Annotated in this window: 24 protein-coding genes; 6 read left to right on the top strand and 18 right to left on the bottom strand. The window is 65.2% G+C overall.

Features of this window, described 5'->3' with window-relative positions; translation table 11 throughout:
• Positions 1-64: 64 nt before the first annotated feature.
• From AC1Z3W_RS36745 to AC1Z3W_RS36700, 10 genes are all read right to left on the bottom strand, one after another.
• Positions 65-592 carry an ATP synthase subunit I gene (locus AC1Z3W_RS36745; RefSeq protein WP_057927957.1) on the bottom strand — a complete coding sequence of 176 codons (528 nt, stop codon included), beginning with the start codon at positions 590-592 and terminating at the stop codon, positions 65-67.
• Positions 593-1,164: 572 nt separating this feature from the next.
• Entirely contained in the window at positions 1,165-2,292 is a 1,128-nt protein-coding gene (locus tag AC1Z3W_RS36740) for an SLC13 family permease (RefSeq protein WP_483509484.1), read from the bottom strand.
• Between the two features lie 13 nt (positions 2,293-2,305).
• Positions 2,306-3,199, bottom strand: a complete 894-nt coding sequence (locus AC1Z3W_RS36735) for a ParB/RepB/Spo0J family partition protein (protein WP_057928026.1) — start codon at positions 3,197-3,199, stop codon at positions 2,306-2,308.
• 31 nt (positions 3,200-3,230) lie between these two features.
• Positions 3,231-4,010 carry a ParA family protein gene (locus AC1Z3W_RS36730; protein WP_057927959.1) on the bottom strand — a complete coding sequence of 260 codons (780 nt, stop codon included), beginning with the start codon at positions 4,008-4,010 and terminating at the stop codon, positions 3,231-3,233.
• A 51-nt stretch (positions 4,011-4,061) separates the two neighbouring features.
• Positions 4,062-4,748: a 16S rRNA (guanine(527)-N(7))-methyltransferase RsmG gene (gene rsmG / locus AC1Z3W_RS36725; protein ID WP_057927960.1), complete on the bottom strand. Its 687-nt coding sequence runs from the start codon at positions 4,746-4,748 to the stop codon at positions 4,062-4,064.
• Positions 4,745-6,715 (bottom strand): tRNA uridine-5-carboxymethylaminomethyl(34) synthesis enzyme MnmG, encoded by a 1,971-nt coding sequence (gene mnmG, locus AC1Z3W_RS36720; protein WP_483509483.1) that lies wholly within the window; start codon positions 6,713-6,715, stop codon positions 4,745-4,747. The genes rsmG and mnmG overlap by 4 nt, the downstream gene beginning before the upstream one ends.
• 519 nt (positions 6,716-7,234) lie before the next feature.
• Positions 7,235-7,990 (bottom strand): ABC transporter ATP-binding protein, encoded by a 756-nt coding sequence (locus AC1Z3W_RS36715; RefSeq protein ID WP_124834766.1) that lies wholly within the window; start codon positions 7,988-7,990, stop codon positions 7,235-7,237.
• Positions 7,990-9,774, bottom strand: coding sequence for a branched-chain amino acid ABC transporter ATP-binding protein/permease (locus AC1Z3W_RS36710; protein ID WP_063791557.1), 1,785 nt, complete (start codon positions 9,772-9,774; stop codon positions 7,990-7,992). Before AC1Z3W_RS36710 ends, AC1Z3W_RS36715 begins: the two co-directional genes overlap by 1 nt.
• 4 nt (positions 9,775-9,778) lie before the next feature.
• A complete protein-coding gene (locus AC1Z3W_RS36705) occupies positions 9,779-10,834 on the bottom strand; it encodes a branched-chain amino acid ABC transporter permease (RefSeq protein WP_057927964.1) in 1,056 nt (351 codons plus the stop codon).
• A gap of 200 nt (positions 10,835-11,034) precedes the next feature.
• On the bottom strand, positions 11,035-12,192 hold the full coding sequence (locus AC1Z3W_RS36700; RefSeq protein WP_057927965.1) for an ABC transporter substrate-binding protein: 1,158 nt from the start codon (positions 12,190-12,192) through the stop codon (positions 11,035-11,037).
• Between the two features lie 201 nt (positions 12,193-12,393).
• Here AC1Z3W_RS36700 and AC1Z3W_RS36695 point away from each other — a divergent pair, with 201 nt between their 5' ends.
• The gene (locus AC1Z3W_RS36695) at positions 12,394-12,831 is read left to right on the top strand and encodes a hypothetical protein (protein WP_483509482.1); all 438 of its coding nucleotides are present in this window, start codon (positions 12,394-12,396) and stop codon (positions 12,829-12,831) included.
• A gap of 498 nt (positions 12,832-13,329) precedes the next feature.
• Here the strand turns inward: AC1Z3W_RS36695 and AC1Z3W_RS36690 are convergent, their stop codons facing one another.
• The 6 genes from AC1Z3W_RS36690 to AC1Z3W_RS36665 form a co-directional block, all read right to left on the bottom strand.
• On the bottom strand, positions 13,330-14,304 hold the full coding sequence (locus AC1Z3W_RS36690) for a branched-chain amino acid ABC transporter permease (RefSeq protein WP_057928027.1): 975 nt from the start codon (positions 14,302-14,304) through the stop codon (positions 13,330-13,332).
• Complete coding sequence (locus tag AC1Z3W_RS36685; protein WP_057927966.1) at positions 14,304-15,188, bottom strand: branched-chain amino acid ABC transporter permease; 885 nt, start codon at positions 15,186-15,188, stop codon at positions 14,304-14,306. Before AC1Z3W_RS36685 ends, AC1Z3W_RS36690 begins: the two co-directional genes overlap by 1 nt.
• 114 nt (positions 15,189-15,302) lie before the next feature.
• Positions 15,303-16,502 (bottom strand): ABC transporter substrate-binding protein, encoded by a 1,200-nt coding sequence (locus AC1Z3W_RS36680; protein ID WP_057927967.1) that lies wholly within the window; start codon positions 16,500-16,502, stop codon positions 15,303-15,305.
• Between the two features lie 77 nt (positions 16,503-16,579).
• Positions 16,580-17,335 carry an ABC transporter ATP-binding protein gene (locus tag AC1Z3W_RS36675; protein ID WP_124834764.1) on the bottom strand — a complete coding sequence of 252 codons (756 nt, stop codon included), beginning with the start codon at positions 17,333-17,335 and terminating at the stop codon, positions 16,580-16,582.
• A complete protein-coding gene (locus AC1Z3W_RS36670) occupies positions 17,332-18,111 on the bottom strand; it encodes an ABC transporter ATP-binding protein (protein ID WP_057927969.1) in 780 nt (259 codons plus the stop codon). The genes AC1Z3W_RS36675 and AC1Z3W_RS36670 overlap by 4 nt, the downstream gene beginning before the upstream one ends.
• Positions 18,112-18,595: 484 nt before the next feature.
• On the bottom strand, positions 18,596-20,281 hold the full coding sequence (locus AC1Z3W_RS36665; protein ID WP_124834763.1) for a GMC family oxidoreductase: 1,686 nt from the start codon (positions 20,279-20,281) through the stop codon (positions 18,596-18,598).
• A gap of 353 nt (positions 20,282-20,634) precedes the next feature.
• Here AC1Z3W_RS36665 and AC1Z3W_RS36660 point away from each other — a divergent pair, with 353 nt between their 5' ends.
• Together AC1Z3W_RS36660 and AC1Z3W_RS36655 are read left to right on the top strand one after the other, a co-directional pair.
• A complete protein-coding gene (locus tag AC1Z3W_RS36660) occupies positions 20,635-21,534 on the top strand; it encodes a LysR family transcriptional regulator (protein WP_124834762.1) in 900 nt (299 codons plus the stop codon).
• 183 nt (positions 21,535-21,717) lie between these two features.
• Positions 21,718-22,251 carry a class IV adenylate cyclase gene (locus AC1Z3W_RS36655; protein WP_057927972.1) on the top strand — a complete coding sequence of 178 codons (534 nt, stop codon included), beginning with the start codon at positions 21,718-21,720 and terminating at the stop codon, positions 22,249-22,251.
• 66 nt (positions 22,252-22,317) lie between these two features.
• Here AC1Z3W_RS36655 and AC1Z3W_RS36650 read toward each other — a convergent pair whose 3' ends face one another.
• On the bottom strand, positions 22,318-22,803 hold the full coding sequence (locus tag AC1Z3W_RS36650) for an Lrp/AsnC family transcriptional regulator (protein WP_006408082.1): 486 nt from the start codon (positions 22,801-22,803) through the stop codon (positions 22,318-22,320).
• A gap of 106 nt (positions 22,804-22,909) precedes the next feature.
• On the opposite strand from AC1Z3W_RS36650, the gene phhA reads away from it, so the two are divergent.
• Both phhA and AC1Z3W_RS36640 read left to right on the top strand, forming a co-directional pair.
• Entirely contained in the window at positions 22,910-23,836 is a 927-nt protein-coding gene (gene phhA, locus AC1Z3W_RS36645) for a phenylalanine 4-monooxygenase (RefSeq protein WP_082664801.1), read from the top strand.
• A 149-nt stretch (positions 23,837-23,985) separates the two neighbouring features.
• A complete protein-coding gene (locus AC1Z3W_RS36640) occupies positions 23,986-24,294 on the top strand; it encodes a 4a-hydroxytetrahydrobiopterin dehydratase (protein WP_057927973.1) in 309 nt (102 codons plus the stop codon).
• 92 nt (positions 24,295-24,386) lie between these two features.
• Here the strand turns inward: AC1Z3W_RS36640 and AC1Z3W_RS36635 are convergent, their stop codons facing one another.
• The gene (locus AC1Z3W_RS36635; RefSeq protein ID WP_009691787.1) at positions 24,387-24,617 is read right to left on the bottom strand and encodes a DUF3717 domain-containing protein; all 231 of its coding nucleotides are present in this window, start codon (positions 24,615-24,617) and stop codon (positions 24,387-24,389) included.
• Positions 24,618-24,739: 122 nt separating this feature from the next.
• Between AC1Z3W_RS36635 and AC1Z3W_RS36630 the strand changes: the two genes are divergently transcribed.
• Positions 24,740-25,432 (top strand): response regulator, encoded by a 693-nt coding sequence (locus tag AC1Z3W_RS36630; protein WP_006401494.1) that lies wholly within the window; start codon positions 24,740-24,742, stop codon positions 25,430-25,432.
• The last annotated feature ends 38 nt before the right edge of the window (positions 25,433-25,470 follow it).

Genomic DNA, 25,470 nt, shown 5'->3' with positions numbered 1-25,470 from the left:
GCAATACGCTATTGCGGGAACGGGCCGGTGCGGTTCGTTGTCGAAACCGCACGCTGCTTGTTGCTTACCGCCAGGCCAGCGCGATCCAGTACGTCTTCAGCACGACGAGGTAGGTGACGAGGAGTGCAGGCCAGTGCACGCCGGCATAGCCGTACGCCACTGCGGCGAACATCCCGATCGTCACGCCGAGCTTCAGGGCTTCGCCCATCACCCAGCTCATCACGGTGGCCGAGCCACCTGCCTTCAGTCGTGCCACGAACAACGCGCTTGGCACCCAGCCGATCGCCCCGCCCAGAAACGCGGATTGCGCAGCGGCGCCCGGCGACTTTGAAAACAGCCACCACGCCAGCGTTGCAACCAGGGACAAGACCACCTGCGCGGTCACCACCTTGTAGGGGGTCACGCGCGACGGCTTGCTCACGTTCGGACCGAACAGCCTCTCGGCTTCCGTCCGCGTGAGCGGAACGATGTTGTTATCTTGTTGCTCGGCATCCCAGTCGTCGCCATCGGACTCGCGCCGCTCGCCGGCCGCTGAAGCGGTGCGTTGCGCTCGGTGATCATCGTGCCTGTCGTTCGGCGCCTGACCCGCCATCGCAATCTTCCGCAAAATCCTTAACCCGGCCCCAAGCTTTCCGAAAGCTTTCAGGGGTGCCTAGCTAACAAATCCGGGCGATTGTAAGCGATAGTTGCAAGTGATTCAAGGCTTTAGACGCGACAAAAACCTGCGTAAAACGACGCCTCATCATGTGAAAAACGCGCGAATCCACGACGTACGATGACAGTTGTAAGGTGGGATTTTTGCACCGGTATTTCTTGCCTGAAAAAGGTCCGGCGACAGGGCATTGAATTGACATCGACGTCCGGTGCGGGCGCCACAGGTGCGACGCGATCGCCACAGAAATTCTGCTGTGACGCAAACACGGAAATTGGCCCGGCGTGACGATGCGGAACAAGGGAAATACTGTGACCACCGCGTTGAGCGCGATATGCGAAATACGTTCGACTGCGAGCCGGCCGATGCTCGCAATCAGTTGTTGCGCCGCCACAGAAGATTGACTGTGAATCGCCGCACTTATCAACAGCTCGGCTTCGTAACGGCCGCGAACGTCATGCGCCCTCCCCGCCAAGCTTGCAGCACGCCTGCACCGCCCTTGTCCGAATCGCTCAGCGAACGAGCAACCACGCCCCCAGTGCCGCACTCGCGAGCGCGAACGGAATCGACACGAGGTGAAACGGCAGCCACATGCGCGGCTCTTTCGCGAGACGCACCGCGATCAGGTTCGCGAGCGAACCGATCGCGAAACCGAAGCCGCCGACCGATACGCCGAACGCGAGCGCACGCCAGTCGTGCGTGAATTCCGACAGCAGAATCGCCGCCGGCACGTTGCTGATTCCCTGTGACAGCACTGCGCCCGCCGCGAACACGCGCAGCGGCGAATCGAGATGGGTCCGCGCGATCGCGTCGTGGACGACGGGCAGCGCGGCCGCGCTGCGCAGTACGACGAACATCAGCACGAAGATCAGCAGCAGCAGCCAGTCGATCTTCAGGACTGCGTCACGTCTTGCCACCAGCAGCGCGATCACGACGGCAATCAAGCCCGGCACCGGATGATGCGCGTCGGCCAGCAGCACGAACGCACCGAACAGCACCGCCGCGAGCAGCGCGTGCATGCGCTGCACGGGGACGACCTCGACGTCTCCCGACAGGTCGAGCGGCTTCGCACGAAACGCACAGGCCGTCAGCACGAGCAGCAGCGCCATCAGCGCGACGGCAAGCGGCCCGAGCTCGACGACGAAGCGGCCGAACGACACGCCGCTCAATTGCCACAGGAAAAGGTTCTGAGGGTTGCCGAGCGGCGTCGCGACGGACCCCGCGTTGACGGCAAGCGCAACCACGATCACGAGCCGACGGAACGGCAACGGTGTCAGCGCGCGCAGCGACACCATCAGTGGCACGACGACGAACAGCGCGACATCGTTGGTGAGCCACATTGCGAGCACCGCCGCGAACACGACGAGCAGCATCGCGAGCCCGCGCTCGGAATGCACGTGGTGCACGATGCGATGTGCGAGCCACATCAGGCACCCGGACAACTCGAGCGCCTTGGTCAGCATCAGCAAACCCGCGAGCGTCGCAACGGTCTGCCAGTCGACGAGACCGGTCAACGCAGCAATTGGTTGCGGGCGCAACCATTGAAGAACGATCAGCGCAAGCCCCAGTACCGTCAGTACCGGCTCCTGCGAAAGCCAGCCGAGCCACCGGCGCGGCGCCGGCGCGCCCGTGTTCACCATCGATCCCGCCTCGTTATTCTTCAGTTGCGACGTTGCCGCGCAGGCGCGCGAGGATGCCCTCGAGCGCATCGAGGTTGCCGAAGTCGATCATCACCTGCCCTCGCCCGCGGCGACCGAGCTTGATCTTCACCGTCGACGCGAGCAGGTCGGACAACTCCTCCTCGAGACGACGCGTGTCGCGGCCGCCGTCATCCTTCGCGCGCGCCTTCACCGCCGGCGCTTCCTTCGTCGTATGCGCGACCAGCTTCTCGGTCTCGCGCACCGACATGCGCTTGTTGACGACCTGGTGCGCAAGCGTAATCTGGGTTGCCGCGTCGACTGCGAGCAGCGCACGCGCGTGGCCCATGTCGAGATCGCCGGCCAGCAGCATCGTCTGCACCGGCGATGCGAGGTTCAGCAGGCGCAGCAGGTTCGACACCGCGCTGCGCGAACGGCCGACCGATTCGGCCGCCTGTTCGTGCGTGAAACCGAACTCGTCGAGCAGGCGTTGGATACCGTGCGCCTCTTCCAGCGGATTCAGGTCTTCACGCTGGATGTTCTCGATCAGCGCCATCGCGGCGGCGGCCTGATCGGACACGTCCTTTACGAGCACCGGCACTTCGTCGAGGCCAGCCAGGCGCGCCGCACGGAAACGGCGCTCGCCGGCGATGATCTCGTATCTATCAGATGAAATGGGCCGTACCAGGATCGGCTGCATCACGCCTTGCGCGCGAATGCTGGCCGCCAGCTCCTGCAGGCTGCCTTCGTCCATCCGCGTGCGCGGTTGATACTTGCCGGCCTGCAGCTTGCCGAGTGCGAGCGTGTTCGGCGCACCCTCGATCTTCACCGCTTCGGTGATGTCCGCACTGCCGCCGAGCAGGGCTTCGAGGCCACGTCCCAAGCCCTTCTTCTTTGGTACCGCGTTCATGTCTTTCTTCCTCGCTTCGCTCATGTCCGGATCACGACACCTCGAACGCGCGCACGCGGTCGATCATCTCGGCACCGAACTGGAGATACGCCTGCGCACCGCGCGAGTTGCGGTCGAACACGACGCCCGGCAACCCGTAACTCGGCGCTTCCGCCAGGCGCACGTTACGCGGAATCACCGCGTCGAACACCTTGTCGCCGAAGTGCGCTTTCAGTTGATCGGAGACTTGCTGCTGCAGCGTGATGCGCGGATCGAACATCACGCGCAACAAGCCGATGATCTTCAGGTCGCGGTTCATGTTCGCGTGAACCTGTTTGATCGTGTTGACGAGATCCGACAACCCTTCCAGCGCGAAGTACTCGCACTGCATCGGGATCACGACGCCATGCGCCGCGCACAGTCCGTTCAACGTCAGCAGCGACAGCGTCGGCGGGCAATCGATCAGCACGAAGTCGTAGTCGTCGGCCACGCGCTCGAGTGCGCCCTTCAACCGACGCTCGCGGTTGTCGATGCTGATCAACTCGATCTCGGCACCGGACAACTCGCGGTTGGCCGGCAGCACGTCGTATGTGACGCCCTCCGGACGCACGCGCGCATCCGTTACCGATACGCCGTCGACCAGCACTTCGTACACGGTCGACTCGCAGGCGGCCTTGTCGATCCCGCTGCCCATCGTCGCGTTGCCCTGCGGATCGAGATCGATCAGCAGGACTCGTTGCTCCTGCGCTGCAAGGCTTGCGGCGAGATTGACCGATGTCGTCGTCTTGCCGACGCCCCCCTTCTGGTTCGCAACGCAGAAGATCTTTGCCATCGTTGGTGTGTTCCCTTTACCTTCAAACAAACGGCGCGCTACTGCGCGCCTTCAATTCGCCTCGTCGACGGTGACCTCGATCAGATGCCGTTCGGCATCGAGCATCGGCACCGCCAGCCGCATCGTCTGCTTCACGCGACTGCCTTCCGGCAGTCGCGCAATTTCGTCGTCCGGGTGGACACCCTTCATTGCCCAGATCGATCCGCCGGGCGCGACGAGATGTCGAGCAAGTTTAACGAAGTCGGATAGGTCCGCGAAAGCGCGGGATACGATCATGTCGAATTTTTCCGGCACTTCGACACCCGGCTGCAGCGATTCGACCCGCCCGGTGACGACCGACAGGTTCGCGAGCTTCAACTCCGCGCGCATCTGCGTCTGGAATGCAGACTTCTTCTGCACGATATCGTTCAGCGTCACCTGCCAGTCCGGCTGGACGATTGCCAGCACGATACCGGGCAACCCGCCACCCGAACCCACGTCAAGCACGCGTGCCGATGCACGGCCGCGCAGATGCGGAACGATGGAGAGCGAATCGAGGATGTGCTGGATCAGCATCTGCTTCGGGTCGCGGATCGCGGTCAGGTTGTAGACCGCGTTCCACTTGCCGAGCAGCGCGACATAGTCGAGCAGCTGGTTGCGTTGCGCATCCGTCAATGCGATGTCGAGCGCGGCCGTGCCGTCGACGAGCATCCCTTCAAGTACGTCCCGATTAACCGCCGGCGCGCGACGCGCCGTCATTGTTGCGTCGGGACGGTGCCGTCCCCCTGCTCCGCCGCCTCTGCGGCGGCGCCGTTACGGCGACCAAGGCCGCGGCGCTTCAGGTGCACCATCAGCAACGAGATCGCAGCCGGCGTGACGCCCGAGATCCGCGATGCCTGGCCGATCGTTTCCGGCCGGAACTCGTTGAGCTTCTGGCTCACTTCGAACGACAGGCCGCGTACTTCGCGGTAGTCGATGCCGTCCGGCAGGCGCGTGTTCTCGTTCGCATCGTTGCGCTCGATCTCGCTCGCCTGGCGTTCGATATAACCCTGATATTTGATGCCGATCTCGACTTGCTCCTTGATCTGCTCGAGCAGCACCGGGTCGTCGGCCAGCGGCTCCGCCGGCGCACATTCACCACCCTTCAGGCCGCAGACGCCGTCGTAGCTGATGCCCGGGCGGCGCAGCAGTTCGGCGAGGCTGTACTCGTGATCGATCGCCTTGCCGAGCAATGCGGTCGCCTCTTCCGGCGGCAGCGTCTTCGGCGTGACCCAGGTTGACTTCAGTCGTTCGGTTTCACGTGAAACAGCGTCGCGTTTCCGGCTGAACGCATCCCAGCGCACGTCGTCGACGAGGCCCAGCTCGCGGCCGATCTCGGTCAGGCGCATGTCCGCATTGTCTTCACGCAGGCTAAGCCGGTACTCCGCGCGGCTCGTGAACATCCGGTACGGCTCCGCTACGCCACGCGTGACGAGATCGTCGACCAGCACGCCAAGATAGGCCTGGTCGCGACGCGGGCACCATGCGTCCTTCTCCTGCACGTAGCGGCCGGCGTTCAGGCCAGCCAGCAGGCCTTGTGCGGCCGCTTCTTCGTAGCCAGTCGTACCATTGATCTGGCCCGCAAAGAACAGCCCGTTGATCGCCTTCGTCTCGAGCGACGCCTTCAGCGCGCGCGGATCGAAGTAGTCGTACTCGATCGCGTAGCCAGGACGCAGGATGTGCGCGTTCTCGAGGCCGCGCATCGAGTGCACGAGCTCGAGCTGCACGTCGAACGGCAGGCTTGTCGAGATCCCGTTCGGGTAGAACTCGTTCGTAGTCAGCCCTTCCGGCTCGAGGAAGATCTGGTGTGACTCCTTCGACGCGAACCGGTGGATCTTGTCCTCGATCGACGGACAGTAACGCGGGCCGACGCCTTCGATCACGCCTGTATACATAGGCGAACGGTCGAGGCCGCCGCGAATGATGTCGTGCGTGCGCTCGTTCGTGTGCGTGACCCAACACGGCAGCTGCTGCGGATGTTGCTCCGCACGGCCCAGGAACGAGAACACCGGGATCGGATCGAGGTCGCCCGGCTGCTCGTCCAGCTTCGAAAAGTCGATCGAGCGGCCATCGATACGCGGCGGCGTACCGGTCTTCAGGCGGCCCTGCGGTAGCTTCAGCTCCTTCAGACGCGCCGACAGCGACACGGCTGCCGGATCGCCTGCGCGCCCGCCCGTATAGTTATTCAGGCCGACGTGGATCTTGCCGTCGAGGAACGTGCCGGCCGTCAGCACCACCGCACGTGCGCGGAAGCGGATGCCGATCTGCGTGACGGCACCAACAACGCGGTCGCCTTCGACCATCAGATCATCGACTGCCTGCTGGAACAGCCACAGGTTCGGCTGATTCTCGAGCCGGTGGCGGATCGCAGCCTTGTACAGGATGCGGTCGGCCTGCGCACGCGTCGCGCGCACGGCCGGGCCCTTCGACGAATTGAGGATCCGAAACTGAATACCGCTCTCGTCCGTCGCGGCAGCCATCGCGCCGCCGAGCGCATCGACTTCCTTGACCAGATGGCCCTTGCCAATGCCGCCGATCGACGGATTGCAGCTCATCTGGCCGAGCGTTTCGATGTTATGGGTCAGCAGCAGCGTCTTCGCACCCATACGGGCCGATGCCAACGCGGCCTCCGTGCCGGCGTGCCCGCCACCGACGACGATGACGTCAAATTCTGTGGGAAAAAGCATGGTGGATTCCGTACGCAGGACAGCGCACGAACCTATCTGAGAAATGTATGGGCCGAATTATAGCGGGTTCGCTTTTCACCCGAAGACCATCCGAATGGTAGGGCCCGTTCATTTGGCCAGTTTTTTCGACCGATCGGCCGAGCTGTGCCCGCCGTCGCCGCGTCTACGACGCCGTCGCGACTTCGACGCACACCATCTAGCTGTGCAAAACCGGGCATTGGGCAGTTGCTCGTGAAACCCGAGTCGATTCGTCGTCACAGTATTTCCTGTCGGTCGCCCGATACTTATCCCCTGTGCCGTTCGTCTCGTAGCGATAGAGGGCTGTCGCGCGCACAACGCTCGTTACCCTGTGCAACCCTGGCACGGTGAGACACCTCACTGCCCTCACAGGGCTTCTACTTGATGCTCCGGCACTTATCCCCAACCCCGATTCACCGTTGCATCTCCCTGCTCCCGGAAACAAAAACGGCGTGTTTCACGTGAAACACGCCGCTGGTGTCCCGCCAACCGCTCCGACCATCAAGCCGATTTCTTCGCCAGCCCGAGGTAGGTTTCGATCACGCGCGGATTCTGTGCCAACTCGGCCGCCGGTCCTTCCAACGCAAACTCACCGGTCTCCAGTACATAGCCGTAGTCCGAGATCTGCAGTGCCGCCCGTGCGTTCTGCTCGATCAGCAGCGTCGCAACGCCGGTACCGCGCAACGCGCTGATGATATGAAAAATCTCCTTCACGATCAGCGGCGCCAGCCCGAGGCTCGGCTCGTCGAGCATCAGCAGGTCGGGCTTGCCCATCAGCGCGCGCCCCACCGCGAGCATCTGCCGCTCACCGCCCGACAGCGTACCCGCCGCCTGCTTGCGCCGCTCCCTGAGCCGCGGAAACAACGCAAACACATGATCGAGCTGGTCGAGAAAGTTCGACTCGCCCGCGAGCTTGCGGCGATACGCGCCCAGCACGAGGTTGTCCTCGACCGTCATCGTGCTAAACAGCTCGCGCTTTTCCGGCACGAGGCACATCCCGCGCGCGACGCGCTGTTCGACCGGCAGCGCGCCCACGTCGTTGCCGCGGTACATGACCGCGCCCGACGCATGTCCTGTCACGGGCAGCGCACCCATGATCGCGTTCAGCAGCGTCGACTTGCCGGCCCCGTTCGGACCGATCACGCTGACGATCTGCCCTGCGCCGACCTTGATCGCCGCACCGTGCAGCGCCTCGACCTTCCCGTACCGGACCGCCAGTCCGCGCACCTCGAGAATCGGTATCGTCGTGTCCGTCATCACTCCACCCCGCCCAGATACGCTTCGAGCACCGCCGGATCCTGCTGCACGTCCTGCGGCAGCCCTTCCGCGATCCGCGTGCCGAATTCCATCACCACCAGCCGGTCGGTGAGGTTCATCACGAAATCCATGTCATGTTCCACGAGCAACACGCTCATCCCTTCGGCCTTCAGGCGCCGCAGCAAATCGGCGAGTTGCTGCTTCTCCTGGTAGCGCAGCCCGGCGGCCGGTTCGTCGAGCAGCAACAGCGTCGGGTCGCAGCACAGCGCGCGCGCGATTTCGAGAATCCGCTGCTGGCCGAGCGCGAGGCTGCCCGCTTCGTCGTACATGTGCCTTTCGAGCCCGACGCGGCGGATCTGCCGCGCCGCTTCGGCCAGCAGTTGCGCTTCCTCGTGCGCATTGAGCCGCGCGATGCTGCGCCACACGCCCGTCTGACCGCGCAAATGCGCACCGATCGCGACGTTCTCGAGCACGGTCATCGTCGGCAGCAGCTTCACGTGCTGGAACGTACGGCCGATCCCGCGCCTGACGATCTGGCGCGACGTGAGCCCGTCGATCCGCTCACCGCGGAACGTGATCGTGCCGCCGGTCGGCTGCAGCACGCCGGTCACGAGGTTGAACGTGGTGGACTTGCCGGCGCCGTTCGGGCCGATCAGGCCAATGATCTGCCCCGCTTTCACGTCGAAACTGACATCGTTGACGGCCACCAGCCCGCCGAACTGCTTGCGCGCGTTGTCGACGACGAGCAGCGGCTCGCCCGCGACAGGCTTCGCGCGCTGCGGCAGCGGATCGGCATGATCGGGCACATGTGCGCGCGGCCCACGCGGAAACAGCTTCGCGACGAACGGCCACACGCCCTGCCGCGCGTACTGCAGCAGCAGCACCATCAGCACGCCGAACACGATGATCTCGAAGTTCCCTTCCGAGCCGAGCAACTTCGGCAACAGCGTCTGCAGGTAGTCCTGCAGCACCGTGAGGATCGCCGCACCGAGCACGGCGCCCCACACGTGCGACACGCCGCCGACCACGGCCATGAACAGGAATTCGATCCCATGGTTCAGGCCGAACGGGGTCGGGTTCACCGCGCGCTGCAGATGCGCGTACAGGAAGCCCGATACCGCCGCGAGCACGGCCGCGTAGATGAAGATCACGACGCGCATCCACGCGGTGTTCACGCCCATCGCCTCGGCCATCACGCCGCCGCCGCGTAGCGCGCGGATCGCGCGGCCGGGCCGGCTGTTGAGCAGGTTCTGCACCGACACGATCGCCGCCAGCACGACGGCCCAGATCAGGAAGTACAGGCTGCGGCCGCTTTCGAGCTCGATGCCGAACAGGTTCAGCGCCGGAATCCCGTTGATTCCGTCGTACTTGCCGAGCAGCTCGAGGTTGCCGAACAGATAGAACAGCGCAAGGCCCCATGCGATCGTGCCGAGCGGCAGGAAGTGCCCGGACAGCCGCATCGTGACCGCACCGAGCACGAGCGCGACGAGTGCCGTCAGCACGACGCCGACGATCAGCGCGAGCCACGGCGACACGCCGTATCGCGTGGTCAGGAACGCCGTCGCATACGCGCCGATGCCGACGAACGCGGCCTGCCCGAAGCTCGTCATCCCGCCGACGCCCGTCAGCAGCACGAGCCCGATCGCGACGATCGCGTAGAGGCCGATGTAGTTCAGCAGCGTGATCCAGTACTCGGGCACGTGCAGCGCGCCGGGCAGCACCGGCAGCGCGAACAGCACCACGAGAAACACCCAGAAGGTCTTGTTGCGTACCATTGTCTTCATCGCGTCACTCCTCTTCCTCTTCAGCGTGCGGCGTCGCGAAACTGCGCCACAGCAGCACCGGGATGATCAGTGTGAACACGATCACTTCCTTGTACGCGCTCGCCCAGAACGACGAATACGATTCGAGCACGCCGACAAGCAGCGAGCCGGCGGCCGCGAGCGGATAGCTGACCAGCCCGCCGATGATCGCGCCGACGAAGCCCTTCAGGCCGATCAGGAAGCCGGAGTCGTAATAGATCGTCGTCAGCGGGCCGACGAGAATGCCGGACAGCACGCCGAGCCCCGCTGCCAGCGTGAACGCGAGCCGCCCTGCTTCGGTCGTGCCGATGCCGACGAGCCGCGCGCCGAGCCGGTTCACCGACGTCGCGCGCAGCGCCTTGCCGGCGATCGTGCGGCCGAAGTACACGTAGAGCGCGCCGATCAGCACCAGCGCGGTCACGACCACGAGGATGCTCTGCACCGACACCGTCATGCTGCCGACCGACAGCGAGGCATCCGCGAATCCGTTGGTGCGCGAGCCTTCCGCGCCGAACATCACGAGCCCGAGGCCGACCATCGCGAAATGGACGGCGACCGACACGATCAGCAGCAGCAGCGTCGTGCCCTCGGCGATCGGCTGATATACGAGCCGGTAGACGAACGGCCCCATCGGCACGACGATCGCGAGCGTCAGTGCGATCTGCGCGAGCATCGGTAGCGGCTGCACGGCAAAGCTGCGCGTGAGCGCGAACACCGCGAGCGGCAGCAGCACGTAGCGGCTCGCCAGCGTCGCGAGCGTGCGGCCGAGTTGATGGCGGCGTTCGCGATGGCGGATCAGGCCACCGACTTCCAGCAGGAAGCACGCGATGCCCATCACGAACAACAGCCAGCAGGTGGCGGGAAATTTCTGCGCCTGCAATGCCGCAAGCGTGAGCGCACCATAGGCGACGAATTCGCCCTGGGGAATGAAGATCACCCGCGTGACGGAAAACACCAGCACGAGCGCCAGCGACAGCAATGCGTAAATGGCGCCGGTCGTGATGCCGTCTTGCGCGAGGATCGCTGCAATCGAGAGATCCATACGTTTCGTGTATCGAGAATGCTGTGGAGAAACGAAAGGCGGGAACGGCCGGGGCGCACGGACCGCAAGATCGGCGCGTCAGGCACCCGCGGCGGGCCTCGGCGGTTCCAGGCGGCACGGGCGCGGCGCGTCAGGCCCCGCACCCTGCCGACGGCGCGCACGACGCCGTTCGCGCCGCGCACGCCGGTTTCACGTGGTGCTTACTCGGCCTGCAGCTTCCACTTGCCGTCGACGATCTGCACCATCACACGCGCACGCGTATCGAAGCCATTGTGGTCCGTCGCGGTCATGTTGATCACACCGTGCGACACGGGCAGGTCCTTCACGCTTTCCAGTGACGCGCGCAGTGCTTCGCGGAACGCCTCGGTGCCCGGCTGGCCTTTCTTCAGCGCCTCGGGAATCGCACGCTGCAGCAGCAGCCCCGCATCCCATGCATGCCCGCCGAAGGTCGACAGCGACCCCGCGCCGTACGCCTTCTCGTATGCCGCCTTGTAGCCGAGCGCCGGCTTCTTCACCAGGTTCGAATCGGGGAGCTGGTCGGTCACGAGCACCGGGCCGGCCGGCAGGATCTCGCCTTCGCAATCCTTGCCGCACACGCGCAGGAAGTCGTTGTTCGCGACACCGTGCGTCTGGTACACCTTGCCCTTGTAGCCGCGCTCCTTCAGCGTCTTGGCCGGCAGCGCGGCCGGCGTGCCGGAACCGGCGATCAGCACCGCGTCGGGATTCGAGCCCATCAGCTTCAGCACCTGCCCCATCACCGACGCGTCGGTGCGGTTGTAGCGCTCGTTCGACACGACCTTCAGCCCGTTCTTCCCGGCGGCCGCGTTGAACGTGTTGTACCAACTGTCGCCGTACGCATCGGCGAAGCCGATGAAGCCGACCGTCTTCACACCGTGCTTCGCCATGTAGCCGGCGATCGCGTCGGCCATCAGCTGGTCGTTCTGCGGCACCTTGAACATCCACGCGCGCTTCGCGTCCATCGGTGCGATGATCTGCGCGCTCGCCGCGAGCGAGATCGTCGGCGTCTTGCCCTGCGACACCGGATCGAGCATCGCGAGCGAGTTCGGCGTGACGGACGAACCGATGATCGCATCGACGTGATCCTCGTCGATCAGCTTGCGCACGTTCTGCACCGCGCGGCTCGTGTCGGACGCATCGTCGAGCACGATGTACTGGACGCTCTTGCCGGCGATTTCCTTCGGCAGCAACGCGATCGTGTTCTTTTCCGGAATCCCGAGCGAAGCGGCCGGCCCGGTGGCCGACAGCGTCACGCCGATCTTCACCTGTGCCGACGCCGTAGCCGCCGCACATACGAGGCCCGCGGCAAGCAGAACCTCCATCCATCGATTCATCTTCATTTATGTTGTCTCCAAACGCTGCTCGAAAAATCCGCGGGTCGCTCGGGTGGCTCCCGGCCCTCAAACAAGTTAATAAATTAACTATCTCGCCGTACTGCGTCTACGCTCGTTTTCCCGTGAAACGCCGGCACCGCAATCGAGCCCTCGGCGACACCGCGCGCGCGCCGTGGCGCGTTCCGAAACGGTCGTTCGATCGCCACGATGCGCGGCGGCAATGTCGTCAGGATGAAGGAAGCGGAGAAACGCGGCGTTGCGCCAGCGGCGATCGATGCGGACGCAACGACCACCGGAAAGTCGCCCCGACGAGCCTGGTTCGGCCTCACGCGCAAGCGGTGCAAGATCGGGAAACCGGCCGTTCATGCGAATGCGAATGCCGACGACGCGTCGGATGCGAACGCAACGACCGGAGAAACCGCCCTGCCGACAAATCGCGCCAGAGCGTGCATACCAGCCGCAGGACGGCTCGTGAAAGCCGGCGCATACCCATGCGCTCCCGACCCCGAACGAGCGGCGCCAGCCGCCTCTCGTGCCCCGATCCATCGTCCTGCGCTTCTCATCCAACCGTACTCCCTTTTCTGCATTCTGCTTGTAGGAGAACTGCCGACCGATTTTCCCGACCGCGCGGTCGGCGAAAGCTGAGTGTAACGGACGCTTTTTGCGCACGCCAACCGGGTAAGCCCGAACGGCAAGTATGCGGTTGCGCGCCAGTGGCGACCGACCGGCAGGAGGGATGGACGAAAACGGGGACGGGGTGAGACGCGGGTGATGCGAGGCGGAACACGGGTGTGCGGAACGCGGCGCCCCTCGCCTGCACCATCGATGGAAATTCGTGCACACAAATGAAAAAGCGCTGTTGGATTCCGTCCAACAGCGCTTTGGGGTCCGGGCACTTTGTGCCTCGATTGTCTCCTCGTTCTCCACCTGCAAATTCGTTTCGCGGTGCATCAGAACTGAAACGAAGATTAAAGGACCTTTCACCGTGCGACAACTTAGCATTTACCCCTATGGTGCATCGCCGCACGAAATTGGGGCACCAGCCCTGCCGCGCAGCACCGGCCCGAGGCCGCTGCGACGCCCTTCCCGACCGCGCCGGATGGTGCTTCGCATCAACGCGTCGCAACAACCGGCGCGCTGCAATCAGGACGGCCTGAGCGTCTTGACCCGCGCGACCATCTCGCCGACGATCCCGCGCCGGAACGCCAGCACGCATGCGATGAAAATCAGCCCCGTGACGATCGTCGCCGATTCGCCGAGCGAGTGGAACCAGTCGATGCCCGTCGCCGACGCGAGCCATTCGCCGATGTCGCCGAGCCTGTCCTCCAGCGCAACGATCAGCGCCGCGCCCAGCAGCGGCCCGAACAGCGTGCCCATCCCGCCGACGAGCGTCATCAGCACGACAAGGCCCGACATCGTCCAGTACGCGTCGGACAACGTCTCGAAGCCGAGCACCAGCACTTTCAGCGAACCTGCCAGCCCCGCGAGCCCGGCCGACAGGATGAACGCGAGCAGCTTGAAGCGGTCGGTGTCGTAGCCGAGCGAGATCGCGCGCGCCTCGTTCTCCTTGATCGCGACGAGCACCTGGCCGAACGGCGAGTGCACGATCCGCACGATGAACGCACACGCGGCAATGATCACCGCAAGCACGACGTAGTAGAGCGCGACGTCGTTCGACAGGTCGACGAGCCCGAACAGGTGTCCGCGCGGCACGCCCTGCAGCCCGTCTTCGCCGTGCGTGAACGGCGCCTGCAGGTAGATGAAGTAGACCATCTGCGCGAACGCGAGCGTGATCATCGCGAAATAGATGCCCTGCCGCCGGATCGCGAACAGGCCGACGACGAGCCCGAGCAGCGTCGCGGCAAACGTGCCGACGAGCACGCCGAGCTCCGGCGTGAAGCCGAGCGTCTGGATCGCATAACCGGCCCCGTAGCCGGCGGTCGCGAGGAACATCGCATGACCGAACGACAGCAGTCCCGTATAGCCGATCAGCAGGTTGAACGCGGCCGCGAACAGCGCGAACGTGAGCACCTTCATCACGAACACCGGATACGCGCCGATGAACGGCGCGGCGAGCAGTGCGGCGAGGAGCACGCCGTAGAGCACTTTTCTCTGCATCATTTTTCCTTGCCGAACAGGCCGGCCGGGCGGATCAGCAGCACGATCGCCATGATCACGAACACGACGGTGGCCGACGCTTCCGGATAGAACACACGCGTGAAGCCCTCGATCACGCCGAGCAGCAGCCCCGTGATGATCGAGCCGAGAATCGAGCCCATCCCGCCGATCACGACCACCGCGAACACGGTGATGATCATCGGCTGGCCCATCAGCGGCGACACCTGGATCACCGGCGCGGCGAGCACGCCGGCAAACGCCGCGAGCGCGACACCGAAGCCGTAGGTGAGCGTGATCATCATCGGCACGTTCACGCCGAACGCCTCGACGAGCTTCGGGTTCTCGGTACCGGCACGCAGATAGGCGCCCAGGCGCGTCTTCTCGATCACGAACCAGGTCGCGAGACACACCGCGAGCGACGCGACGACCACCCACGCGCGGTAGTTCGGCAGGAACATGAAGCCGAGATTGGTCGCGCCGGACAGCTGCGACGGCACGTCGTACGGCTGGCCGGACGAGCCGTAGATCGAGCGGAACACGCCTTCGACGACAAGCGTGAGGCCGAACGTGAGCAGCAGCCCGTACAGGTGATCGAGCTTGTACAGCCAGCGCAGCATCGAACGCTCGATCAGGATCCCGAACACGCCGACGATCAGCGGCGCGAGCACGAGCATCGCCCAGTACGGCAACCCGAAGTACGACAGCCCCATCCACGCGAGCATCGCGCCCAGCATGAACAGCGCGCCGTGCGCGAAGTTGATCACGTTGAGCAACCCGAAGATCACTGCGAGCCCGAGGCTCAGGATCGCGTAGAACGAGCCGTTGACGAGCCCGAGCAGCAACTGGCTCAGCATCGCCGGCAACGGAATGCCAAAGATTTCCATCGACTTAGCCGTCAGTATGAGTTTCGTTGCGTGCGCAACCTCCAAGCCGTCGCGCACGCGGGCGGCGCAGCGCTCATGTCGCTGCGGCCGCCGCCGCGCGCCGCTACGTCGCGCTTACTTCCACAGCGCGCAGCGCGTTTCCTTCTTGGTGCCGAACGCTTGGTCGCCCGGAATCGTCGCGAGCACCTTGTAGTAGTCCCACGGCTCCTTCGATTCCGCCGGCTTCTTCACTTCCATCAGGTACATGTCGTGGATCATGCTGCCGTCCTGGCGAATGTAGCCCTTCGCGTAGAAGTCGTTGATCTTCATCTTCTTCAGCTCGGCCATCACCTTGTCGGAGTCGGTCGTGCCGGCCGCCTGCACGGCCTTCAGGTAGGTCGTCACCGACGAGTAGTCGGCCGCCTGCAGGCTCGACGGCATCTTCTTCATCTTGCCGAAGTAGCGCTGCGCCCACTGGCGCGATGCCGCATCGCGGTTCCAGTACCAGCTGTCGGTCAGCACGAGGCCCTGCGTCGTTTCGAGGCCGAGGCTGTGCACGTCGTTGATGAACATCAGCAGCGCGGCGATCTTCATCGTCTTCGTGATGCCGAATTCCTTCGCGGCCTTGATCGAGTTGATCGTGTCGCCGCCCGCGTTCGCAAGGCCGAGGATCTGCGCCTTCGACGACTGCGCCTGCAGCAGGAACGACGAGAAGTCCGACGCCGACAACGGGTGCCGCACCGTGCCGAGCACCTGGCCGCCGTTCGCCTTCACGACGTCCGCCGTGTTCTTCTCGAGCGCCTTGCCGAACGCATAGTCGGCGGTCAGGAAGAACCAGGTCTTGCCGCCCTGCTTCACCACCGCCGAACCGGTGCCCTTCGCGAGCGCCATCGTGTCGTACGCGTAGTGGACCGTGTACGGCGTGCACTGCTCGTTGGTCAGCGTGTCGGCGCCCGCGCCGATGTTGATGTAGACCTTCTTCTTCTCGGCCGCGACCTGGTTCATCGACAGCGCGGTCGCGGAGTTCGTGCCGCCGACGAGCAGGTCGAGCCCGCCGCGGTCCATCCATTCGCGTGCCTTCGATGCGGCGATGTCCGCCTTGTTCTGGTGGTCGGCGTAGACGACTTCGATCGGCTTGCCGAGCACCTTGCCGCCGAAGTCGGCGACCGCCATCCGGATCGCCTCGAGGCCGCCCTGCCCGTCGATGTCCGCGTAAAGCCCCGACATGTCGGTGATGAAGCCGATCTTCACGCTGTCCGCGGCGTGTGCGGCGCCCGCGGTGAACGCTGCGGTCGCGACCGCGAGACATGCGTGTGCGAGGGTCTTCATTTTCATTGACGTCTCCTGTTGTTCTGATGCGTTGTGGTTGTTCGAGAGCCGCCACGGCCAGCGGCAAGGGAAACGGGGCGGCGTCACACCCCAAGCAAGTCGTGAAGGATCGGCATCTTGCCTTCCAGTTCGGATGAGCGGAAATGCTCGACGATGCGGCCATGCTCCATCACGTAGAAGCGGTCGGCGAGCGGTGCGGCGAAGCGGAAGTTCTGTTCGACCATCACGACGGTGTAGCCGCGCGCCTTCAGCGCGACGATCATCCGCGCGAGCGCCTGCACGATCACCGGCGCGAGGCCTTCGGAGATTTCGTCGAGCAGCAGCAGGTTCGCGCCGGTGCGCAGGATCCGCGCGACCGCGAGCATCTGCTGCTCGCCGCCGGACAGCCGCGTGCCCTGGCTCTGCCGGCGCGATGCGAGATTCGGGAACATCGCGTAGATCTCGTCGAGCGACATCGCATGCTCGCGCGGCCCGATCGGCGGCGGCAGCATCAGGTTCTCCTCGCACGACAGGCTCGAGAAGATCCCCCGCTCTTCCGGGCAATAGCCGATGCCGAAATGCGCGATGCGGTGCGTCGCAAGCCCGATCGTCTCGTTGCCTGCGACCTTGATCGAGCCGCTGCGGCGGCCGGTGAGGCCCATGATCGCGCGCAGCGTCGTGGTGCGGCCCGCGCCGTTGCGGCCGAGCAGCGTGACGACCTCGCCACGGTGAACGCTCAGGTCGACACCGTGCAATATGTGGGATTCCCCGTACCAGGCCTCGAGGCCCGTGATCTCCAGCGCGGGCGTGCCGCTTTCGACGCCGCTCAATTCGCGTTCCTCCCGTTCGCTGTGCTTCATGCGTGCGCCCCCGCGAGCGCCGCGTCGGCGCTCCCCATGTAGGCCTCGATCACGAGCGGGTTCTTCGACACTTCCGCATACGAGCCTTCGGCCAGCACTTCGCCGCGCTGCAGGACGGTAATCGTGTCGGAGATGCCTGCGATCACGTTCATGTTGTGCTCGACCATCAGGATCGTGCGGCCGCTCGCGACCTTCTTGATCAGCGCGGTCACACGGTCGACGTCTTCGTGGCCCATCCCTTGCGTGGGCTCGTCGAGCAGCATCAGTTCGGGTTCCATCGCGAGCGTCGTCGCGATCTCGAGCGCGCGCTTGCGGCCGTATGCGAGCTCGACGGTCGGCACATGCGCGAAATCGGTGAGGCCGACCTGCGTGAGCAGGTCCATTGCGCGATCGTCGAGGCGCCGCAACGTGCGCTCGCTGCGCCAGAAATGGAATTCGGTGCCAAGCGCGCGCTGCAGGCCGATACGCACGTTCTGCAATGGGGTGAGGTGCGGGAATACCGCCGAGATCTGGAACGAACGGATGATGCCGCGACGCGCGACCTGCGCGGGCCGCTCGTCGGTGATGTCGATCCCGTTGAAGACGATCTGGCCGGCCGTCGGTGTCAGGAACTTGGTCAGCAGGTTGAAGCAGGTGGTCTTGCCCGCGCCGTTCGGTCCGATCAACGCATGGATCGCACCGCGGCGTACGCGCAGGTTGACGCCGTTCACGGCGGTGAAGCCCCTGAACTCCTTCGTCAGTCCGCGTGTTTCCAGAATCGTGTCGCCGAGAATCATGTTCCCTTCCGTACGAAGTCAGGCAATGCACCGGGAAGATTCGCGCAAGCGACCGCGACAGGTCTGCGGATGAGCGGGCTGTCCCCGGACGCCGTATTACGCATCGAGGGTGGTCTCCCGCGCCGACGCGTATGCACACTGCGCAACATTGTCGCCCCGTTGGTGCAGTGCAATCATCGGGATTTGCACTTATAGGGCTGGCCGCCATATCGGACGCGGCTGTGCGCGAATTTTCGACGCGCTTTTTTGACACGCGCATCATCGTCAGTCGCGCATTCGCATGACCCGTGCCCGCTCCAACGCGGCATGTTACGCAGCGCGTCATGTCGTCGTGCAACAAAAAGCCATGTGAAATGCGTGACTTGCGGCGCAATCGCCGTGCATTTCATTGAATCGTTGCGATCCGCACGCGTCAGCTATGCTTCGCATAGCGAATCAGCGGGCACCAGGATGACGGCCCGCTGTCGTGGATGTCAGCGTGGTGTCACGCAGCCGTCATCGCCGCTTCCGTGCGCACTTGCGTCGCTTCGTGCGCCGCGCGTCGATCGGCGCGGATCATGTCGCTCGCACGCTCGGCGATCATCAGCGTCGGCGAATTCGTGTTGCCCGACGTGATGAACGGCATCACCGATGCATCGACGATCCGCAGCCCCGCGATGCCGCGCACGCGCAGCCGGCTGTCGACGACGGCACGCTCGTCGTCCGCGCGCCCCATCCGGCACGTGCCGACCGGATGGAAGATCGTGGTGCCGACCGCGCCCGCCGCTTCGATCAGTTCGGCTTCGGTCCGATACTGCGTGCCCGGCAGGATTTCCTCCGGACGATAGCGCGCGAGCGCCGGCGCGGACGCGATCCGGCGCGTGAGGCGCAGCGCGTTTGCGGCGACATGGCGATCGTGGTCGGTCGACAGGTAGTTCGGCGCGATCGACGGCGCCACGCCCGCATCCGGGCTCGCGATATGCACGCTGCCGCGCGAGCTCGGCCGCAGATGGCAGACGGACGCCGTAAAGGCGTTGAAGCGATGCAGCGGCTCGCCGAAGCGCTCGAGCGACAGCGGCTGCACGTGGTATTCGAGATCGGGACGCGCGAGCGCGGGATCGTCCGGGTCGGATTTCGCGAATGCACCGAGCTGCGACGGCGCCATCGACATCGGCCCGCGCTGCAGCAGCGCATATTCGGCGCCGATCATCAGCTTGCCCCACCAGTGCGCGGACAGCGTGTTGAGCGTGCGCACGCCATCGACGCGAAACGCCATCCGCAACTGCAGGTGATCCTGCAGGTTCTCGCCGACGCCGGGCAGATCCTGCACGACGTCGATACCAAGTGCCTGCAGCCGTGCGCCCGCACCGATGCCCGACAGTTCGAGCAGCTGCGGCGAATTCACCGCGCCGGAGGTCAGCAGCACTTCGGCGCGCGCACGTGCGACGTAGTCGGTGCCGCCGCCGCGGTACTCGACGCCGACCGCGCGCCGCCCTTCGAAGATCACGCGCTGCGCGTGCGCGCCGGTGATCACGGTGAGGTTCGGGCGCGTCATCGCGGGCCGCAGGAACGCCTTCGACGTATTCCAGCGCACGCCGCGCTTCTGGTTCACCTCGAAATAGCCGACTCCGGTGTTGTCGCCGCGGTTGAAATCGTCGGTCGCGGGGATGCCCGTCTGCTGCGCGGCCTGCGCGAACGATTCGAGGATCTCCCAGCGCAGCCGCTGCTTCTCGACGCGCCAGTAGCCGCCCGCGCCGTGCGCGTCGCTCGCGCCCGCGTGGTGGTCCTCGCTGCGCTTGAAGATCGGCAGCACGCTGTCCCACGACCAGCCGGCGTCGCCGGTTTCCTGCGCCCAGCTGTCGTAATCCTCACGCTGGCCGCGCATGTAGATCATTCCGTTGATCGACGAGCAGCCGCCGAGCACGCGGCCGCGCGGATACGACAGCGCGCGGCCGTTGAGCGCCGCCTCCGGCTGCGTCTTGTACAGCCAGTCGGTGCGTGGATTGCCGATGCAGTATAGATAGCCGACCGGGATGTGAATCCAGTGATAGTCGTCCTTGCCGCCCGCTTCGAGCAGCAGCACGCGGATCTCGGGATCCTCGGTCAGGCGGTTCGCGAGCACGCAGCCCGCGGTGCCCGCGCCGACGATCACGTAATCGAATTCGCCCTCGAGCGTACGTTGAGTACTCACTGCGTGTCTCCTGTCGACCCGAGTTAGCGCTTTAGCGCTTACTCGGGTCCCATGGCGTGATTGGATGGAGTTAGCGCTTCAGCGCTTACTCCGTCCTCACGGCGGTCGCTCCGAGTTAGCACTTCAGCGCTTACTCGGGACCCATGCTTCGCGGTCGGCCCGAGTCGGCGCTTTAGCGCTTGCTCGGACCCCGTGCAAAGCGTCTTGTTATTCGCCGCGCGGCGCGATCCCGCACATCATTTCCAGCATAGTGCGTCGCGGCCCACGCGATCGATGAAGCGTACTCCGCCCGCCCGCCGCCGATCCAATGAGTTATGCTGAACTGCGTTATAAGCTGCGCTCATATCACGACGATGGATCTCACCCTGCTCCGCGCGTTCGCGACGGTCGCGCGCGAAGGCAACCTGACGCGCGCCGCCGTGCAGCTGCACCTGACGCAGCCGGCCGTCAGCCTGCAGATCAAGCATCTGCAGGAAACGCTCGGCGTCACGCTGTTCACGCGCACGTCGCGCGGGCTCGCGCTCACGCGTGACGGCCAGACGCTGCTGCCGCACGCGGAACGCGCGCTCGCCGCGGCTGCCGACGTGCAGCGCGCCGCGGCTGCGCTGCGCCACGAAGTGCGCGGCCGGCTGCGGATCGGCACGATCCTCGATCCGGGCTTCCTGCGGCTCGGCGGCTTCCTGCGCGCGCTGGTCGAAACCCATCCGCAGATCGAGACCGCGCTGCGGCACGGGATGTCGGGCTGGGTACTCGAGCAGGTGCGCGCACAGGCGCTCGACGTCGGCTACTACATCGGCCGGCCCGGCGAGGACGATCCGCGCGACGACGCGCTGTTCCACACCGTCACGCTCACGCGTTTCCAGTACCGCGTGCTGGCGCCGGCCGGCTGGAAGGAGCGTGTGCAGCGCGCGCACGACTGGCGCGCGCTCGCCGCGCTGCCGTGGATCTGGACGCCGCCCGCGTCCGCCCATCACCGGCTGCTGTCGCGGCTGTTCGCGGCGGCCGGCGCGCAGCCGGTGAAGGTGGCCGAGGTCGACCAGGAGCAGTCGATGCTCGACCTCGTCAAATCCGGGATCGGGTTGACGCTCGCCCGCGACTCGACCGCACTGGCCGAGGCGCACGCGCACGCGCTGACGATCGTCGAACGCGTAACGGTGCCGACCGAACTGACGTTCGTGACGCTCGCCGAGCGGCGCGACGAGCCGGCGATCGCGGCGGCGCTGCGGCTGATCGAGACCCAGTGGGCGGTATGAGTGCGGCTGATGTCGGTGCTGCCGGTCATGCACCGGGCTTCTGCGCCCGACATGCGGCAGCACCCGAATCGCCCGCCCCGCGTCGTGTCGCCGCGTCCCGAGCTCTCGTCACGCCACCATCGCAGGCTTTTTGCTAGATTGTGCGTTCGCACACCGCGAGACCCCTGATTGAAGGAGACCCGCATGGCCCGCAACATCGAGATCAAAGCCCGCGCACGCGAATTCGACCGGCTGCGCGAACAGGCGGCTACGCTCGCGACCGAAGCGCCGCTCTTCTACCGCCAGCAGGATTTCTTCTACGACGTGCCGCGCGGCCGGCTGAAGCTGCGCCGCTTCGAGGACGGCACGCCGGCCGAACTGATCTTCTACCAGCGCGACGACCGCGACGGCCCGAAGGCGTCGTACTACACGCGCAGCCCGGTGACGAACCCGGACGCGATGCATTCGCTGCTCGCGACCGCGCTGACCACGCGCGGGATCGTCACGAAGGAACGCCACGTGTACCTCGTCGGCCGCACGCGGATCCACCTCGACCGCGTCGACGGCCTCGGCGACTTCATCGAACTGGAAGTGGTGCTCGGCCCCGATGACGACGAAGCCGGCGGCGAAGCCGAGGCGCATGACGTGTTCGCGAAGCTCGGCGTGGCGCAGGACGATCTCGTCGCGGTCGCGTACGTCGACCTGCTGAACGCCGACGCGCAATCCGAAGCGGTCTGATCGGGCCCTATCTCCTATCTATCTGCGGCGCGACTTCGCCGCCCCGCCGCCGGCCCGGCCGCCGCATCACGCGGCGCCGGGCGCCAGGTGCGCGAGCGGCAGCGCGCCGTTGCGCTTGAAGGTCGTCAGCACGATGTTCGAGCGCACGCTGTCGACACCCGGCACGCGCATCAGCTTCTTCATCACGAACTGCGACAGCGCATTGAGATCCGGCGCGACGATCCGCAGCAGATAGTCGGCGTCGCCGACCACCGCATGGCATTCCAGCACCTCGGGCAGCACGTCGATCTGCTGCTGGAACTGCTCGATGATCGAATCGCCGTGGTGCTTGAGCTTCAAGCTGGTGAACGCGGTGACGCCGAGCCCGAGCTTTTCGGGGCGCAGCATCACGCGATAGCCTTCGATCACGCCGGCCGCCTCGAGCCGCTGCAGCCGCCGGCCGATCTGCGACGGCGACAGCGGCACTTCCTCGCCGAGCTGCTGGTGCGTCGCGCGGCCGAAGCGCTGCAGCACGTCGAGAAGCGCGAGATCGAAGTGATCGAGTTCCAGCATGAGTATTCTCCGCATCCATTCCTGTTTTGATGCGCAATTATCGCATCACACAGCGAATCCACGCCATCTTTGCGCCCATTCCGCACGTCACTCGCTCTACACTTGCATGGTTCCCAACCACAGCGTGCAGAGCCTGATCATGTCCACCGTCGTCACCGCGAAACTGCAGGAGCAGTTCGACGCGGGCCTCGAAACCCGCGCCGATTTCACTATCGACCAGCCGCTCGAACGCTACGGGCAGGTCGATCACGCGGTGTGGCAGCAGCTCTATGCGCGCCAGTCGGCGCTGCTACGTGGACGCGCGTGCGACGCGTTCATCGCCGGGCTCGGGAAGATCGACCTGCCGGCCGACCGCGTGCCGTCGTTCGCCGACGTGAACCGCCAGCTGCAGCCGGCAACCGGATGGGAGATCGTCGCGGTGCCGGGCCTCGTGCCCGATCGCGTGTTCTTCGAGCATCTCGCGAACCGGCGGTTTCCGGTCACCTGGTGGATGCGCCGTCCGGACCAGCTCGACTACCTGCAGGAACCCGACTGCTTCCACGACCTGTTCGGCCACGTGCCGCTGCTGATCGAGCCGGTGTTCGCCGACTACATGCAGGCGTACGGCCGCACCGCGCTCGCGGTCGCCGACGACGAAGCGGCGCTCGCGCGGCTCGCGCGCCTCTATTGGTATACGGTGGAATTCGGCCTGATCCGCGATCCGAACGGCACGAACGGGCTGTCGATCTACGGCGCCGGAATCGTATCAAGCAAGGGCGAGAGCCTCTACAGCCTCGAAAGCGCGGCGCCGAACCGGCTCGGCTTCGACCTCGAGCGCGTGATGCGCACGAAGTACCGGATCGACACGTTCCAGAAGACCTACTTCGTGATCGACGATTTCGCGCAGCTGTTCGCGCTCGCCGACGTCGACGGCCGTGCGCTGGCCGACCGGCTGGCCACGCTGCCCGAATTCCCTGCCGGCGCGGTGGTCGACCGCGATCTCGTGCTGCATCGCGGCACGGGCGAAGGCTGGCCGGACGACGCGGACGCATGACGCCGCGAGCCACGCCGGCATGATTCGGGTGCCGTCCTTCGGGATAGCCTTCCCCGGATGCCCGTCGCTCAACTATGAAACAATGAACGGTACCGGCTTCGCCGCGGCCTTTGCCCGCGCGCGGGCACCGTCACTGAACGAGGTGCAACATGATCCACAAGCTCACATCGGAAGAACGCAAGACCCTGCTCGAAGGCCTGCCGCACTGGACGGCCGTGCCGGGCCGCGACGCGATCCAGCGCAGCCTGCGCTTCGCCGATTTCAACGAGGCCTTCGGCTTCATGACGCGCGTCGCGATCAGGGCGCAGGAAATGAACCACCATCCGGAATGGTTCAACGTGTACAACCGCGTCGACGTGACGCTGTCGACCCACGACGCGGACGGCCTGACCGAGCGCGACATCACGCTCGCGCAATTCATCGACAAGGTGTGCGCGCACACCGAACCAGCCGCCTGACACCTTCCTCTACCGCCGCGCGTCTTTCGATGCGCGGCGCGTCAACTTTTCATTTTGATGAACGTTTTCTAGGATGTACTCAGCGAAAGCCTTCAGCTTTCCAAGCCATCCTTAAGGCGCACGTAAGTCTCGTACGCTTTCCGCGCCTTGGGGTCCAAACCTTCCAGTTGCAGCGCGCTTCCGCGCTGTACAATCAGCAGCGCATACGGCTTGGAGAGCGCGCTGGCCTCTTCGCAGAGTTTGAGTTCGTCGCCGCTCGACGGCGAGCGGGCGCGCCAGAAATTGATCGCGGCTTCGAGGTCGTGGATCGAAATATCGGACATGATTGGATTTAATCGTTCGCTGGCCGCCATGCTTGATGTCAGGCGATGCGGCGCCCCTGTGGAAACGGCGTCGTGCTGTCCGCGTGCCTGAACCGCCAACCCATTGTACTTGAGCGAACTTCATGCGACTCCTTCTGATCGAAGACGACCGCCCCATTGCACGCGGTATCCAGAGCAGCCTCGAGCAGGCTGGCTTCACCGTCGACATGGTGCATGACGGCATCTTTGCCGAACAGGCGCTGGCGCAAAACCGCCACGAACTCGTGATCCTCGACCTCGGCCTGCCGGGCATCGACGGGATGACGCTGCTCACGCGTTTCCGCCAGACCAACCGCCACACGCCCGTCATCGTGCTGACCGCGCGCGACGAACTGAACGACCGGATCCAGGGCCTGAACTCCGGCGCCGACGACTACATGCTCAAGCCGTTCGAACCGGCCGAGCTCGAAGCGCGCATTCGCGCGGTGATGCGCCGCAGCGGCCCGCACAGCGACATGCCGCGTCCGGAAGTGTCGCTCGGTGGCGTCCGCCTGTCGGGCGTCGATCGCCGCATCTTCAACGACGACAAGCCGCTGGAACTGTCGCCGCGCGAATTCGCAGTGCTCGAAATGCTGCTGCTGCGTCACGGCCGCGTCGTCAGCAAGGCCCAGCTGCAGGATCACCTCACGCACTTCGGCGGCGATCTCGGCGACACCGCGATCGAAGTCTACGTGCACCGGGTGCGCAAGAAACTCGAGCAGTGCCGTGTCGAGATCGTCACGGTGCGCGGCTTCGGCTACCTGCTGCAGGAAATCCGCCAGACCGCGAGCGTCTGAGCGGCGCCGCGCGCCGGCCGGCTTGCCGCGTGCCGTGC

Source organism: Burkholderia sp. 10_S31 (genome assembly GCF_056930375.1).
This window is presented reverse-complemented; position numbering and strand designations above follow the sequence as displayed.